Source organism: Streptococcus sp. 2579 (assembly GCF_013277195.1).
Lineage (GTDB): Bacteria > Bacillota > Bacilli > Lactobacillales > Streptococcaceae > Streptococcus.
Genome location: NZ_VMMM01000015.1, coordinates 1 through 14,424 on the forward strand (window position 1 = coordinate 1; position 14,424 = coordinate 14,424).

Sequence of the window (14,424 nt, forward strand, 5' to 3'; positions counted from 1 at the left end):
GCTAATACAACGCAGGTCCATCTGGTAGTGATGCAATTGCACCTTTTAAGTAAATGTCATGCAACATCTACTCTTATGCGGTATTAGCTATCGTTTCCAATAGTTATCCCCCGCTACCAGGCAGGTTACCTACGCGTTACTCACCCGTTCGCAACTCATCCAGAGAAGCAAGCTTCTCCTTCAGCGTTCTACTTGCATGTATTAGGCACGCCGCCAGCGTTCGTCCTGAGCCAGGATCAAACTCTCATTAAAAGTTTGAGTTCTCACTCATTTCTGTCACTGACAGATTTATTGTTTTTTCATTGTTCAGTACTACAACCTTGGTTGTAGTGCCCTGCACATTGGTTCGTCTTGTTCAGTTTTCAAAGGTCTTTGTCACTCGCTTCTCTCAAGCGACAACTATATTAGTATATCACAGTCGCTTTCGCTTGTCAACACTTTTTTGAAACTTTTTTAAGTTTTTTTGAAACTTTTTTTCATCAAGTGTTTCAACCGTAACATACCATAGTCCGTACGGGATTCGAACCCGTGTTACCGCCGTGAAAAGGCGGTGTCTTAACCCCTTGACCAACGGACCAGAGTTGTTATTTTCAACTCTTATTATTATACAGTCTTTTTAAACTTTGTCAACACCTTTTTTAAACTTTTTTTTATTTTTTTCAATTCTTTTCAAGTACCGTTTTTCAAATTAATAGTAAAAAGAGCCAGAATTATACTGACTCTTCTATTGATTATTAAACTTAGAAGCACGTTCTTCTCCCCACCAATAAGGGATTAGTTCTGCTACTTTCACCGTCTTTCTTGTACCATAGTCCATCATGAATTCTGCATCTTTATTTTCAGCGTTCAACTCCAAGAGGAATTCTCTACAAGCACCGCAAGCCATGGCTGAACTTCCACCATAAGGTGGTTTATCTCGAAAAGCTAATACTTTTTTAACCTTAGTTTGTCCTGAAAATTGGTACATATTGAAGAGAGCCGCCCGCTCTGCACAGAGATGGAAAACACCACAGGTTCCCTCCATACAGAATCCTGTAAATACTTGTCCATCTTCTGCTTCTACTGCAGCTACAACATGATTAGCATAAACAAAGTCTGATACGTCATGTGGATTGTATAGTGTCTGTGCTTCTTCGTACATCTTTTCCCAGATGTCCATTGTTGCATCCTTCTTATTTAGAGATTTCTTTTAGCATATTTTCGATATGCTGAATTGATTTTTCACGTCCAAGCAAGAAAATTGTATCTGGTAATTCTGGTCCATGCATTTCACCTGAAACTGCGATACGAATTGGCATGAAAAGATTTTTCCCTTTAATACCTGTTTCTTTTTGGACTGCTTTAATTTGTGGGAAGATATTTTCTGTCACAAATTCATCGTCTGTCATCGCTTCAAGTTTTGCTTTGAAGGCTTCAAGAACTGTTGGGACTGTTTCCCCCGCCATGACTTCGCACTCTGCTTCTGTCAATTCTGGGAAATCTGAGAAGAAGAGATCTGTCAATGGAATAATTTCATCAACTGATTTCATTTGTGGTTTATAGAGCTCAACTAATTTTTCAGCCTTGTCAGTCAATCGACCTGCTTCTTCTAGGAATGGTTTTGCCATTTCAAAGATAGTTTCTAGGTCTGCATTCTTGATATAATCATTGCTCATCCAGTCTAGTTTTTTCTGGTCAAAGGCTGCTGGAGACTTGCTGAGGCGGTTTTCATCGAAAAATTTAATCAATTCTTCACGAGAGAAAATCTCATCTTCTCCACCTGGGTTCCAACCAAGAAGAGCAATAAAGTTAAAAACTGCTTCTGGTAAATAACCTTTTTTACGGTAGTCTTCGATAAATTGAAGTGTATTAGTATCGCGTTTAGACAATTTTTTCCCAGTTTCAGAGTTGATAATCAAAGTCATGTGACCAAACTCTGGAGCTTCCCAACCAAGTGCTTCATAAACCATGAGCTGTTTTGGTGTATTAGCAATGTGGTCGTCTCCACGAATTACGTGAGAAATTTGCATATCATGGTCATCGATGACAACGGCAAAGTTGTATGTTGGGTAACCGTCTTTCTTTTGGATAACCCAGTCACCACCGATATTGCCACCTTCAAATTCGATATCACCTTTGACCATATCATGCCACTTGTAGATACCTGACTCATTGACAGCCAAACGAACAGTTGGGATGATCCCTGCTGCTTCACGTTCTGCGATGTAAGCTACTTTTTCTTCTTCACTCATACCAAGGTATTCATTGATGTAGCGTGGTGTTTCGCCAGCTGCTTCTTGGCGTTCGCGTTCAGCTGCCAACTCTTCTTCTGTAACGTAAGATTTGTAGGCTTTTCCTTCAGCTAACAGTTGGTCGATGTATTTTTGATACAAGTCCAAACGCTCAGACTGGCGGTAATTTTCATGTGTTTCTGGGCTTTCATCCCAATCCATACCTAACCAGCGAAGGTTTTCAAGTTGTGAACGTTCACCATCCTCGACATGACGTTTACGGTCAGTATCTTCGATACGAATGATAAAAGTTCCACCATGATGACGTGCGTAAAGGTAGTTGAACAATGCTGTACGGGCATTCCCGATGTGTAGTAGTCCTGTTGGACTTGGTGCGTAACGTACGCGGATATCTTTTGACATAGTTTCTCCTATAAAGTCTCTAGGCGTCTGCCTTTTTGCTCTCTATATTATATCACAAGTCTTGGCTGAGTCCAATTTCTATGGATAAAGAGAGTAAAAAGAGTGGACAAACCACTCTTTTCTTCCATTATAGACGTGCGTTAAGTTCTTTGCTCAATTCTTCAAATCCTGGTTTTCCAAGGAGGGCAAACATGTTACGTTTGTAAGCTTCAACACCTGGTTGGTCAAATGGGTTGATAGCATTCAAGTAACCTGAAAGGGCGATAGCCAATTCGAAGAAGTAGATAGTGTAACCAAGAGTGAAAGCATCTTGCTCTGGAAGAGTCACGTACATGTTTGGTACATCACCATCTGTGTGGGCAAGAAGAACACCATCAGTCGCTTTTTTGTTTACAAAGTCAACGTCTTTTCCTTGAAGGTAACCAAGTCCATCAAGATCTTCTTCCAAGCTAGGAATAATCACGTTTTTACGAGGTTTGTCAACACGGACAACTGTTTCAAACATGATACGAGTTCCTTCTTGGATAAATTGACCAAGTGAGTGCAAGTCAGTTGAGAAGTTGGCTGAAGTTGGGTAGATACCTTTTTGGTCTTTTCCTTCTGATTCACCAGCCAATTGTTTCCACCATTCTGAGAAGTATTGAAGTGATGGCTCATAGTTTACCAAGATTTCAGTTGCATAGCCTTTACGGTAAAGGATGTTACGAACAGCTGCATATTGGTAAGCTTCGTTTTCAGAGATTTTGTCTGAAGTGTAGTCTTTGCGAGCTGCGTTAGCACCTTCCATAAGGGCTTTGATGTCAGCTCCTGAAGCAGCGATTGGAAGCAAACCAACAGCTGTCAATACTGAGAAGCGTCCACCGATGTCATCTGGAACAACAAATGTTTCCCAACCGTTAGCATCTGCTTCAACCTTAACAGCACCTTTTTGGCGGTCAGTTGTTGCATAGATACGTTTGTTAGCTTCTTCTTGACCGTATTTCTTAACCAAAAGTTCTTTGAAGACACGGAAAGCAATCGCTGGTTCAGTTGTTGTACCTGATTTAGAAATCACGTTTACTGAGAAGTCTTTGTCAGCTACATACTCTACTAAGTCAGCAAGGTAAGTAGATGAGATTGAGTTTCCTGCGTAAAGGATTTGTGGAGCTTTGCGTTCTTCTTTTGTTTGCAAGTTAGCAAAGTGGTGGTTCAAGAAGTCGATTGCTGCTTTGGCACCAAGGTAAGATCCACCGATACCGATTACAACCAAAACATCGCTGTCTGATTTGATTTGCTCAGCAGCTTTCAAGATGCGGTCAAATTCTTCACGGTCGTAGTTTTCAGGAAGGTCCAACCATCCCAAAAAGTCGCTACCAGCACCAGTTCCTTTACGGATCAATTCATCTGCTGCTGTTACTTGTGATTGCATGTATTCCACTTCATGTGGTGCAACAAATTTGTCTAAAACTTTTGAATAATCAAATTTAATATGTGACATGTTATTCCTCCAATATTTCTTCTTTTCTATCATAACGCTTACCTTCGTTTTTTTCAAGTTTTTTTGTCGAATTTCTCCAATTTTTATCAGAATTCAAACGTTTGCGTAAAAATCCCACATTCCAAAAATTTTGAAAAAATAAAAGAAAGAACGACTAGATGTTCCAGTCGTTACAGTTCATTCAATAAATACTCAAATAATTCTAAATTGCCATCTTCTTCATTAACCAGAAACTCTGGATGCCACTGTAAACCGATAATGCGGTGCTCGTCGATAGACTCAATCGCTTCAATAGTTTGGTCTCTTGGATCAATAGCAGTTACACGGAAATTAGGTGCCAAATCTTTAATGCTTTGACGATGGACGGAGTTGACCTGACTTTCTTTCCCAAATAGCTTAGCCACCACGCTTCCTTCTACTGTCTCAATAGAGTGAGATGTTCCGAAAGGTAGCCCTTGCCAGTGACCTTCGATTTCTTGATTGAGGGTTCCACCAAAGGCAACATTGACAAGTTGAACACCGCGACAGATTGCCATAATTGGTTTATTCTGACGAAGCGCTTCTTTCAAGAGGGCCAATTCAAATTCATCACGCACTAGATTGTAATCATCGCTCTCGATGGTCTTTTTCTCTCCATAAAACTGAGGGTGGACATTTTGACCGCCTGTCAAAATGAGTTTGTCAATCATTTCCACATAATCGCGTACAACTGACTCATCACCAACAGGAATGACTAAAGGGAGACCACCGACTTGACGAATGCTCTCTGCGAATCTACAAGATACAGATGAATGAATGTTTTTGCCTTCTGCGTCTACGGGACATAGATTTGCAGCAACTCCTACAACCGTTCTAGCCATGATGTCTCTCCTTTCGAATATTAATACTCTTCGAAAATCTCTTCAAACCACGTCAGCGTCGCCTTACCGTAGGTATGGTTACTGACNNAAAGCAGTGCTTTGAGCAACCTGCGACTAGTTTCCTAGTTTGCTCTTTGATTTTCATTGAGTATAACGATAGTCCTATCATATCACTCAAAAAGCCTTTCGTCTAATATGTTTTTTTTAAGGCTGTGATAAAAATTTTTTATGGGCAAGAAAAAGCTGCCCACATAGGACAACTTTTTCTTATTCAAAAACAAATTGATTGTGATAGAGTTCTGAGTAGAAGCCACCTAGTTTCAAAAGTTCATGGTGGTTACCGCGTTCAATGACTTCTCCATCTTTAAGGACAATAATCTGGTCTGCATTGAGGATGGTCTTCAAACGGTGGGCAATGACGAAACTGGTTCTGCCTGCTACAACCGCCTCCATGGCATGCTGAATCTTGCTTTCTGTCACCGTATCTACGTTTGAAGTGGCTTCATCGAGAATGAGAACTTCTGGATCTGTCATCAAGGTTCGAGCGATAGAAATCAATTGTTTCTGCCCTGTCGAGAAGATGCTCTGGTCATCATCGATAAGAGTATCGTACTTATCAGGCAAGCTTTCGATGTAGTCGTGGATATGGGTTGCCTTGGCTGCTGCCTCAACCATTTCTTGACTAGCATCTGGCACACCAAAACGGATATTGTCTCGAATCGTTCCGCTAAACAAGACCGAATCCTGCAAGACAATTCCCACCTTGCTTCTGAGACTATCCAAATCATAGTCACGGATGTCTTTGCCATCAAAATAAATACCACCAGCATCAACATCATAAAAGCGATTGATGAGGTTCATAATAGTCGTTTTCCCTGACCCTGTCGGCCCAACAACCGCTGTCATCTGACCTTTCGGAGCGGAAATGCTGACATCTTTCAAAATAGGTTTATCAGGCAAATATGAGAAATCAATGTGGCTGATTTCAACACCTTCTTGCAACTTAGTGAAGATTGGAGCCTTTTCAGGTCGGATTTCTTCCTCTGCGTCAAACATTTCCTGAATCCGTTCAGCACCTGTAAAGGCTAACTGAAGGCTTCCCCAACTAGCTGCAACTTGGATAATAGGCTGGTAGTACTGCTGTGAAAATTGGGCAAACATAACAATCAAACCTAGGGCTGTACTTGTTTCAATAGACTTATCATTCAAAAGTACAGCTGAACCAGCAAAGATGACGATGGCTGTATTAACCAGGCTCATCCCATTCATGACAGGGAAAAGAATTCCTGAGAACATTCTTCCTTTAAAGGTCGCCTTGCGCACGCGCTCATTTTGTTCAAGAAATCCTGCCATCATATCCTCTTGAATTCCTTGCACAATAACAGCTTTTTGACCTGAAATACTCTCGTCCATATAGGCGTTGAGCTTCCCTACCTCTTTCTGCTGGAGGTTGGTGTATTTGCGTGCCATTTTCACGATGAAAATCAGCATGAGGAAGGCTACTGGTGTGCTGGCAATAGTGATGAGGGCCAGGGTTACATTTCTCGAAAACATGACAAGAATCAGACCAATGTATAAAACAATATTACTCATGACCTGAACCAGACTTTCATTAAAGGCTTGGAGGATATTATCCAAATCACTAGTAAAACGAGATAGGATATCGCCATCTTGTCGGCGGTCAAAGAAAGAAACCGTCAACCGAGCAAGCTTACCGAAGAGGCCTTTGCGCATCTCGTTGGTCGACTCTGCAATCACGCGCGTCATGAGACACATGTATATGACACTGGAGATAAAGAGAACCAAAACCAGCAGACCAAGATTGACCATGATTCCTGATAGGCTTTGCCAAACAAGTTCTGGATTGCCATCTTGATAAGCTTGAACTAAATTAGCTAACTGCGTCACTGCTTGTCCAGAAAAGACCGGAAAGAGAGCTTGGGCAAGAGTCGCCAGAACAATCATCAGGATGACGACTACAAATGATAGCTTATAGACTTTAAAATAATGCCAAAAAAATTGAACTGTCTTCATTTCACTCCTCCTTTCCTTTCTGTGTTTCGTAGATTTCACGGTAAACGGCATTGTTGGCAACCAAGTCTGCATGCGTGCCTTGACCAATCAATCGTCCTTGATCCAGTACCAAGATCTTGTCTGCATGGACAACCGAGCTAATCTTTTGCGCGATGATAATGGTTGTTGTTCCCTTCAAGTCCTTATTCAAGGCTTCTTGAACTAGGCGCTCTGACTTAGCATCCAAGGCCGAGGTCGAATCGTCAAAAATCAGAATACGCGGATTGCTGACAATCCCACGCGCAATCGACATCCTTTGTTTTTGCCCACCTGAAAAGTTGGTTCCCCGTTCCTCAACTGGACTCTCAAAGGTTTTCTCCATACGATGAATGAATTCACTGGCTTGGGCAATATTGGCTGCGCGCTCCATTTCAAATAGAGTAGCATCTCCCTTACCCTGTCTCAAGTTATCAGCAATCGTTCCACTAAAGAGAATGGCACGTTGAAGAACGATAGACACTGTTTTACGCAGGGTTCCTTCACTCACTTCGCGAATATCCTTGCCTCCAATTTTGATGGCCCCTTCCTGTGGATCAAAGAGACGTGGAATCAATTGAGCCAAGGTTGACTTCCCTGCACCAGTTGCTCCAACCACACCAACCATTTGACCAGGTTCAATAGTAAAGCTCACATCTTTCAGCATCGGTTCCTTGTCCATTGGATAGGTAAAGGTCACATTTTCAAAGCTAAGACTACCGACCAACTCTTCATCTGGGACATCCTTGAAAGTCATAGCTGGCTCTGCATCCAGAATTTCTCGAATACGACGCATAGAAATCATGGCACGGCTGACAGAATTTCCCAAAAATCCAACCATAACAATGGTAAAGATAATCTGGCTTAGGTAATTGACAAAGGAAGCAATGGAGCCAACAACTGACGGATCCGACTGAACCATCCCTGCAACCAGCCAAATAGAGAGGAAGACCGCCCCGTAACCGACCAACATCATAAAGGGTTCCACTACTGAAAAGGCATAACCGATGTAAAGATTTTGACCGAGAAGCTCGTCTGAAACCTCCGTAAACTTAGCAAACTGCTCTTTTTCTTGGACAAAGGACTTGACCACACGAACACCGCGCAGATTTTCCTTAGCAATGGCATTGATGCGCTCAAGAAGGGTTTGAAACTTGGCAAAACGAGGTCCCATCATCCCCATCATGACAGCAGTCAAACCAAAAATCAAGACTACCATGAGAACAATCACCCACCACAGAGAAGGTAGGGTTTGAACCGCCAAGATAAAGGAACCGATAAACAAGAGGGGAAGTCTGAACAGAATTTGGAAGGTCATCATGACGACGTTCTGAATCTGGTTGATGTCATTTGTCATGCGAACGACTAGATTTCCCGCATTAAATTGTTCAATATTGGCATAAGAAAAGGTTTGGATTTTACGGAAGGCATCCTCTCGAAGATCGGATGAAACTCCTTGGGCAATATAGGCTGCAAGGACAACATTGAGCCCACCAGCAACTAGACCGACCACGGCCACACCAATCAACCAAGCCCCGATACTATAAATAGCTTCATATTTCCCAGCAAGGAGGGCGTCTAACACTTCCTGCAAATAACGCGGTTGCAAAAGTGAACTAGCAACCATCAAGCCTGTCATCAGGAGCGAAGCCAAGGCCTGCCACTTGTAGGTTTTTATTTTCTGAATCAGCATACTTTCTCCTTAAAAAATAGACAAAAGGGAGCGACAATGCGTCAGCTCCTTTTCATTCTGTTTGTGTGATGTTATTCTAGCAAAAAAGTGGGAACTTGTCAAAGAAGTCTCCTTGATATAGCTAGATTAACTAGTGAGTCTTGGCTTTATAGTTTCTGTTTTAACTCGACCAAGACATTCATAGCCTGCATAGGTGTCATATTGTAAACATCTAGTTTAGCTAATTCTGCTAGGATAGGATGCTCTTCAGGTGTATCAAAGAGTGAAATTTGTTCTGTGACAGCACTTGTTTGTCTCATAGGAATAGGATTTTCTGTACCTTGATTCTCTAACTGAGTCAAAATCTTATCCGCCCTTGCTAGGAGATCTGCTGGCAAGCCAGCAATCTTGGCAACATGGATACCGTAGGATTTATCAGCTGGTCCTGGTTCAATCTTGTGAAGGAAGGTGACCTGCCCATCCTGCTCCAAAGTTGCCACGTGGACATTGACCAAGTGTTCCAAGCTAGACTCCAGACTAGTCAACTCATGGTAGTGGGTCGCAAAGAGGGTCTTGGCTCCGATATGCTCATGAATGTATTCGATGATAGACTGAGCAAGAGCCATACCGTCATAAGTTGCAGTTCCACGACCTAACTCATCAAAGAGAATGAGAGAGTTCTTGGTTGCATGCGAAATGGCATTATTGGCCTCCATCATCTCCACCATGAAGGTTGATTGACCTGAAACCAAGTCATCTGCTGCTCCAATGCGGGTAAAAATCGCATCAAAAATAGGTAAATAGGCGCTTTCTGCTGGCACATAAGAACCCAACTGAGCCATAACCGCCATCATGGCTAACTGACGCATGTAGGTTGACTTCCCGCTCATATTGGGCCCTGTAATCAGTTGGATACTGGTATCTTCTGCCATCTGAATCGTATTGGGAATATAGGTCTGAGCCCCCATAACCTTTTCAACGACAGCATGGCGCCCTTTCTGGATATCAATTTGTGAATCGTCACCAAACTCAGGTCGAATCAAATGCTGGGTTTCAGCAACAACTGCCAGACTCTGTAAGACATCAACTGTCGCAATTCCTTGGGCTAGAGCTTGTAAACGTTGGATGTACTTGCTGACCTCTTCACGAATACGCATAAAGATTTCGTATTCTAGATTGGCTGACTTCTCACGCGCCTCCAGCATATCTCCCTCGATACGCGCCAATTCCTCAGTTCCAAAACGTTCCGAGTTTTTCAGCGTCGCCTTACGGAAAAAGTGGGCTGGCACATTCCCCAGCTGTGAATTGGTCACATGGAAATAGTAGCCATCCTTTTTATTGTAGTCAATCTTAAGCGTGCTGATACCAGAGTTTTCTCTTTCCTTAGCCTCAATTTCAGCAATCCAACCAGTCCCTTCTCTGAGAACGCGACGGTACTTGTCTAAGGTCTCATCAAATCCAGTTCGGATAATTCCCCCATCTGTAATCACATGAGGAGCTTCAGGAGCAATCGCTGCGCTAATCAAACTCTCCAACTCAGGGATTCCATCCAGTTGTTCGATGAGATAAGCTAAAGCAGGTTGCTCCATCCCTTCTAAAATCGCACGAATCCGTGGCACACTGGACAAGGTAGTCGCCAGCTGCAAGAGATCCTTGGGATTGGTCTTGCCAAAAGAAACACGACTAGCCAAGCGTTCGATATCATAAACACCCTTGAGACTGTCTGTCAAATCACTGCGCTCAAAAAAGTGATCAAGAAAGACCTGCACCACTTCTTGACGTTGGACGATTCGTTCCTTATCAATCAAGGGGCGATGAATCCAAGAACGCAAGAGACGCATACCCATAGCCGTCTTGGTTTCATCCAAAAGCCAGAAAAGACTGCCTTGCTTCTTGCCTGAACGAGCATTCTCAACCAAATCCAGACTAGCCTTGGTCGCATAATCCATCTGCAAAAAATCTTTGATTTCATAGCGGATAACAGGCTTGAGGTGGTTCAATTCCCTCATCTGAGTCCGATGAACATACTGGAGCAATTTACTAGATGCCGCTTGCTCCACAGCTGCCAATCGTGAATCCAGCAAATGAAGGTCTTCAAAGCCTTCTTTTTCATAGGAAAGTACCAGATTCATCTGACGACTAAGGATTTGTTCATCTTCCTCAGACAAGTCATAGCCCAGCACCACTTCTCGCGCCTTGAGATTACGGATTTCCCCACAAACCAGCGTGAAATCCAAAAGACCTGTCACATAAAAGTCACCCGTCACCAGGTCCATATAAGCTAAGCCAAATTGATTGCCATCTCGATCTATGGCAACCAAGAAGTTGTTCTGACTATCCGGCTTACTGCTATCGACCACTGTCCCTGGCGTAATGACTTGAACAACCTCTCGTTTCACAACCCCAACTGCTTGTTTAGGATCTTCCATCTGTTCTGCGATAGCCACCTTATAACCCTGCTCAATCAAGACATCGATATACTGTTGGGCAGAATGATAGGGAACACCCGCCATAGGAATCGGATTGTCGGCATTCTTGTTGCGACTCGTTAAGGAAATTTCCAGAATCTGCGCAGCATTGACCGCATCCTCATAAAATAATTCATAAAAATCACCCATCCGAAAGAGCAAAAAAGCATCTGGATATTGCTTTTTAATATCCACATACTGTTGCATGCCGGGTGATAGCTTTTCTGTCGCCATTTTCCGTCTCTCCTTGTCAAAAATAAGTCTTGAGAGCAACTCCCAAGACCTTACTTATCTTTCATCAAATCTAGCAAACGATCTTCCATGAGTTTGGCAACGTGCTGGTCTCGACAAATAACCAATAAGGTATTGGCACCAGCAACTGTTCCTAAAATCCATTCATCCTTGTTTGCATCTACAATATTTGCCAAAACAGAGGCTTCTCCCAGTTTGGTATGAAGCACCAAAGTAAACTCTGCTCTTGCAACACCTTCTAAATGATGAGACAAAAATTCCACCAAATCAATCTTTTCTGTCTCATTTGCTAGTACATAATACACCATATCATTTTTCTTGACCTTGGTCAAGCCGATTTCGCGCAAATCACGAGACAAGGTTGTCTGTGTCACAAAAACATTGTGTGCCTCCAACCGATCTTGAATTTCTTTTTGTGTACTTAATTTCTCCTCAGTAATCATTTTTTTTATTAACTGATGACGATCTCTTTTTCTCATAAAATCCTCTTATGTGAATATTTATAACTATTTTTATAACTATATTATACCAAAAAAATAGGAGATTTCAAAAAGTTTTTCTTCTTTCTTTAAAAATGTGATAAAATAGTAGAAAAGTCCAAAAGGAGCTCATAATGAATACAAAAGAATTGATTGCTAGCGAATTGGCTAGCGTCATTGATAGCCTGAACCAAGAGGCTATTTTAAATTTACTGGAAACCCCTAAAAACTCAGAAATGGGAGACATTGCTTTCCCTGCTTTTTCTCTTGCAAAAGTCGAACGTAAAGCACCTCAAATGATTGCGGCTGAACTGGCTGAAAAAATTAACAGCCAAGCCTTTGAGAAGGTTGTCGCAACGGGACCTTACGTTAACTTTTTCCTTGATAAATCTGCCATTTCTGCTCAAGTATTGCAAGCTGTTATCACTGAAAAAGAACACTATGCTGATCAAACTATTGGCAAACAAGAAAATGTTGTTATCGATATGTCTAGTCCCAATATCGCTAAACCATTCTCTATTGGTCACCTGCGCTCAACTGTTATCGGAGATAGCTTGTCACATATCTTCCAAAAAATCGGTTATCAAACAGTCAAGGTCAACCATTTGGGAGACTGGGGTAAACAGTTTGGGATGTTGATTGTTGCCTACAAAAAATGGGGCGACGAAGAAGCTGTAAAAGCTCATCCAATTGATGAACTTCTTAAACTCTATGTCCGCATCAATGCTGAGGCTGAAAATGACCCTAGCTTGGATGAAGAAGCACGCGAATGGTTCCGTAAGCTTGAAAATGGCGACGAGGAAGCTCTCGCTCTTTGGCAATGGTTCCGTGATGAAAGTTTAGTGGAATTTAACCGCCTTTACAATGAATTGCAAGTCGAATTTGACAGCTACAACGGAGAAGCCTTCTACAACGATAAGATGGATGCAGTTGTAGACATTCTTTCTGAAAAAGGCCTTCTTGTTGAATCAGAAGGTGCCCAGGTTGTAAATCTTGAGAAATATGGAATTGAACATCCAGCCCTCATCAAGAAATCTGATGGTGCAACTCTCTACATCACACGTGACTTGGCCGCAGCCCTTTACCGTAAAAATGAATACCAATTTGCCAAATCTATCTACGTCGTTGGTCAAGAGCAATCTGCCCACTTTAAACAGCTCAAAGCTGTCTTGCAAGAGATGGGCTACGACTGGAGTGACAACATTACCCACGTTCCTTTTGGTTTGGTTACAAAAGAAGGGAAGAAACTCTCTACTCGTAAAGGGAATGTCATCTTGCTAGAGCCTACTGTTGCAGAGGCTATTAGCCGTGCCAAGGCCCAAATAGAGGCTAAAAATCCTGAACTTGAAAATAAAGATCAGGTAGCCCATGCTGTTGGAGTTGGAGCCATTAAATTCTATGACCTCAAGACCGACCGTACAAATGGATACGACTTCGACCTAGAGGCTATGGTATCCTTCGAGGGTGAAACTGGACCTTATGTTCAATACGCCTACGCTCGTATCCAATCTATCTTACGTAAAGCAGACTTCAAACCAGAAACAGCCGGCAACTATAGCTTGAATGATGCTGAAAGCTGGGAAATCATCAAACTCATCCAAGACTTCCCACGTATTATCAACCGTGCGGCGGATAACTTTGAACCTTCTATCATTGCTAAATTTGCAATTAGCCTGGCTCAAGCCTTTAACAAATATTATGCACATACACGTATCTTGGATGAAAGCCCAGAACGCGACAGCCGTCTAGCCCTCAGCTACGCAACCGCAGTCGTTCTCAAAGAAGCCCTTCGCTTGCTTGGAGTAGAAGCGCCTGAGAAGATGTAAATCGTTACAAGAGACTGGAACTAAAGTTCCTAGTCTCTTGACGGCAATCGCTATATGGCGAATTGCCTAAACGCTTCACTAATTCACCTAACCAAATAATATCGATTTGGTTAGGCTCATGTCGTAATCTTTTAATCACTTTATTGTAAAGTAGTCTAAGTAACTAACGCCAAATCCTATCAGAGATTTGGCTAGGTGCTTCACTAGTTTTAGGACATAAATATGATCGATTTATGTTCCAGAACGTCGTAACTAGAGATACTTGTCTAAACGCTTTACTAATTCATCTAACCCAATAATATCGATTTGGTTTGGTTTAGAGGTCTATCAAAAATCTTATCAAGTTTTGCTGACTTGTTCTGCTATTTTGAATTGACTAATTCAATTTACTCACTACTACTTCTTTATCATACAGGGAGATTCCTATGAGCCAATATGCTTATATCCTCGTTGTAATTAGCTTGGTGTTCCTTTTTCTGCTCAATAAGTACGAAAAAGAACGACTTCAAAGGCTCTACCAAGAACAACTTTTAAAGGATGAAACATTTAGGGCTGACATCAAGGAGAAAATTCACACGACTGAAAATATCAATGATGTCATTGCTTACATCAATAAAACTTACCATCTGGGAATGTTACTGTCAAAAGACATTACAGATCAATTGAAATAAACCGAGCTATTCTTTAAGAAAATCATAACCACCCGTC

At 42.0% G+C, this 14,424-nt stretch carries 10 protein-coding genes, 1 tRNA gene and 1 rRNA gene; 2 read left to right on the forward strand and 10 right to left on the reverse strand.

Going from position 1 to position 14,424, the window contains the following annotated elements:
- The 10 genes from HT725_RS07570 to argR all read right to left on the reverse strand — a co-directional run.
- Window positions 1-252: ribosomal RNA gene (locus HT725_RS07570) — 16S ribosomal RNA — on the reverse strand; the annotation flags it as partial.
- Between the two features lie 253 nt (window positions 253-505).
- A tRNA-Glu gene (locus HT725_RS07575) sits at window positions 506-577 on the reverse strand.
- Between the two features lie 147 nt (window positions 578-724).
- The gene (locus HT725_RS07580) at window positions 725-1,159 is read right to left on the reverse strand and encodes a cytidine deaminase (protein WP_173214527.1); all 435 of its coding nucleotides are present in this window, start codon (window positions 1,157-1,159) and stop codon (window positions 725-727) included.
- Window positions 1,160-1,172: 13 nt separating this feature from the next.
- The gene (gene gltX, locus HT725_RS07585; protein WP_173253347.1) at window positions 1,173-2,633 is read right to left on the reverse strand and encodes a glutamate--tRNA ligase; all 1,461 of its coding nucleotides are present in this window, start codon (window positions 2,631-2,633) and stop codon (window positions 1,173-1,175) included.
- A 127-nt stretch (window positions 2,634-2,760) separates the two neighbouring features.
- Window positions 2,761-4,110, reverse strand: coding sequence for a glucose-6-phosphate isomerase (locus HT725_RS07590; RefSeq protein WP_000018268.1), 1,350 nt, complete (start codon window positions 4,108-4,110; stop codon window positions 2,761-2,763).
- A 170-nt stretch (window positions 4,111-4,280) separates the two neighbouring features.
- Window positions 4,281-4,970 carry a gamma-glutamyl-gamma-aminobutyrate hydrolase family protein gene (locus HT725_RS07595; RefSeq protein WP_000124770.1) on the reverse strand — a complete coding sequence of 230 codons (690 nt, stop codon included), beginning with the start codon at window positions 4,968-4,970 and terminating at the stop codon, window positions 4,281-4,283.
- 267 nt (window positions 4,971-5,237) lie between these two features.
- Window positions 5,238-7,004: a multidrug efflux ABC transporter subunit PatB gene (gene patB, locus HT725_RS07600; protein ID WP_173214523.1), complete on the reverse strand. Its 1,767-nt coding sequence runs from the start codon at window positions 7,002-7,004 to the stop codon at window positions 5,238-5,240.
- A gap of 1 nt (window position 7,005) precedes the next feature.
- A complete protein-coding gene (gene patA, locus HT725_RS07605; RefSeq protein WP_173214521.1) occupies window positions 7,006-8,712 on the reverse strand; it encodes a multidrug efflux ABC transporter subunit PatA in 1,707 nt (568 codons plus the stop codon).
- A 146-nt stretch (window positions 8,713-8,858) separates the two neighbouring features.
- Window positions 8,859-11,393 (reverse strand): DNA mismatch repair protein MutS, encoded by a 2,535-nt coding sequence (mutS, locus tag HT725_RS07610; protein ID WP_173214519.1) that lies wholly within the window; start codon window positions 11,391-11,393, stop codon window positions 8,859-8,861.
- Window positions 11,394-11,443: 50 nt separating this feature from the next.
- Window positions 11,444-11,890 carry an arginine repressor gene (gene argR, locus HT725_RS07615; RefSeq protein ID WP_001231476.1) on the reverse strand — a complete coding sequence of 149 codons (447 nt, stop codon included), beginning with the start codon at window positions 11,888-11,890 and terminating at the stop codon, window positions 11,444-11,446.
- A gap of 134 nt (window positions 11,891-12,024) precedes the next feature.
- Here argR and argS point away from each other — a divergent pair, with 134 nt between their 5' ends.
- A complete protein-coding gene (argS, locus tag HT725_RS07620) occupies window positions 12,025-13,716 on the forward strand; it encodes an arginine--tRNA ligase (RefSeq protein ID WP_173214517.1) in 1,692 nt (563 codons plus the stop codon).
- 425 nt (window positions 13,717-14,141) lie between these two features.
- A complete protein-coding gene (locus tag HT725_RS07625) occupies window positions 14,142-14,387 on the forward strand; it encodes a hypothetical protein (protein WP_000084859.1) in 246 nt (81 codons plus the stop codon).
- Window positions 14,388-14,424: the final 37 nt, after the last annotated feature.

Excerpts from the sequence above, each read along its gene's own strand:
- HT725_RS07580 (WP_173214527.1), bottom strand. The coding sequence starts at position 1,159 with ATGGACATCTGGGAAAAGATGTACGAAGAAGCACAGACACTATACAAT.
- gltX (WP_173253347.1), bottom strand. The coding sequence starts at position 2,633 with ATGTCAAAAGATATCCGCGTACGTTACGCACCAAGTCCAACAGGACTA.
- HT725_RS07590 (WP_000018268.1), bottom strand. The coding sequence starts at position 4,110 with ATGTCACATATTAAATTTGATTATTCAAAAGTTTTAGACAAATTTGTT.
- HT725_RS07595 (WP_000124770.1), bottom strand. The coding sequence starts at position 4,970 with ATGGCTAGAACGGTTGTAGGAGTTGCTGCAAATCTATGTCCCGTAGAC.
- patB (WP_173214523.1), bottom strand. The coding sequence starts at position 7,004 with ATGAAGACAGTTCAATTTTTTTGGCATTATTTTAAAGTCTATAAGCTA.
- patA (WP_173214521.1), bottom strand. The coding sequence starts at position 8,712 with ATGCTGATTCAGAAAATAAAAACCTACAAGTGGCAGGCCTTGGCTTCG.
- mutS (WP_173214519.1), bottom strand. The coding sequence starts at position 11,393 with ATGGCGACAGAAAAGCTATCACCCGGCATGCAACAGTATGTGGATATT.
- argR (WP_001231476.1), bottom strand. The coding sequence starts at position 11,890 with ATGAGAAAAAGAGATCGTCATCAGTTAATAAAAAAAATGATTACTGAG.
- argS (WP_173214517.1), top strand. The coding sequence starts at position 12,025 with ATGAATACAAAAGAATTGATTGCTAGCGAATTGGCTAGCGTCATTGAT.
- HT725_RS07625 (WP_000084859.1), top strand. The coding sequence starts at position 14,142 with ATGAGCCAATATGCTTATATCCTCGTTGTAATTAGCTTGGTGTTCCTT.